General features: G+C 68.8%; 2 protein-coding genes. Both read left to right on the top strand.

The features are described from left to right. Nucleotides 1-109: DUF7563 family protein (locus ESO89_RS19525; RefSeq protein ID WP_449404944.1), on the top strand; the 109-nt coding region annotated here is incomplete at its 5' end. 104 nt (nt 110-213) lie between these two features. Beyond that, a partial coding sequence (locus ESO89_RS14325; RefSeq protein WP_164932808.1) for a UvrD-helicase domain-containing protein occupies nt 214-945 on the top strand: 732 nt, incomplete at its 3' end.

Raw genomic sequence — 945 nt, 5'->3', positions numbered from 1 at the left:
GGTGTTCACGCCGAACGAGGTCGATCGGCCTCGGGTCTGCCCCGCCTGCGAGGACCTCGTCCGCGACGGCGCCGACGTGCGCGAGGCGCGCGCGACGCGAAGCAACTGAGCGCCGACGGCTCGACAACGAGCATGTCGGCGATCCAACGGGGCGTTCCCTCCGGAACGGCCCGAGCCACCGCGTTTAAGGAGAGTCGGGATCAGGAGTAACCAATGACCGATCCCACGGTGACGCGACTGTTCGGCGGTCCGGGCAGCGGGAAGACCACCGCGCTCCTGGACCGCGTCGAGGGGATTCTCGAGGACGACGACGCCGATGTCCGCGACGTGCTCGTCGTCTCGTACACGCGCGCGGCCGCCGCCGAGATCCGCGAGCGACTCGCCGAGCGGCTCGACATCTCCCCGCGCAGCCTCCAGGGGAACGTCTGTACCATGCACGCGAAGGCGTACGAGCTGCTCGACCTCTCGCGCGGCGACGTGGTCGGTGATGACGACAAGGAGGCGTTCTGCGAGGAGTACGGCGTCGAGTTCGAGGACCAGCACGGCGGCGCCGGGCGCCGGACCGCGCGGTCGACGACGATCGGCAACAAGATCATCGCCACCTCGCAGTGGCTCCAGCGCACCGAGCGCGACGTGGCCGACTGGTACGACGTGCCCTTCCAGTGGAACGTCGAGGAGGTCCGGCTCCCGCCCGAGGAGGACCCCAACGCCCAGCAGGGGAACAAGTACACGCCGACGTGGCCCTCCGACGACGACCGGATCGACATCCCCGAGACGATCCGCGCGTGGCGCGGCTACAAGGGCGACCACGACCTGGTCGGCTTCGCGGACATGCTCGAACGCGTCGCGCAGCGCTCGCTGGTGCCGAACGTCGACTACCTGATCATCGACGAGTTCCAGGACATCACGACGCTGCAGTACAACGTCTTCGAGGAGTGGACCCCG

This window comes from Halorubrum amylolyticum (assembly GCF_004114995.1).
In the GTDB taxonomy this organism is placed as follows: Archaea; Halobacteriota; Halobacteria; order Halobacteriales; family Haloferacaceae; genus Halorubrum; species Halorubrum amylolyticum.
Note: the sequence above shows the minus strand (reverse complement) of the source record. Positions and strands in the feature narration are given on the sequence as shown.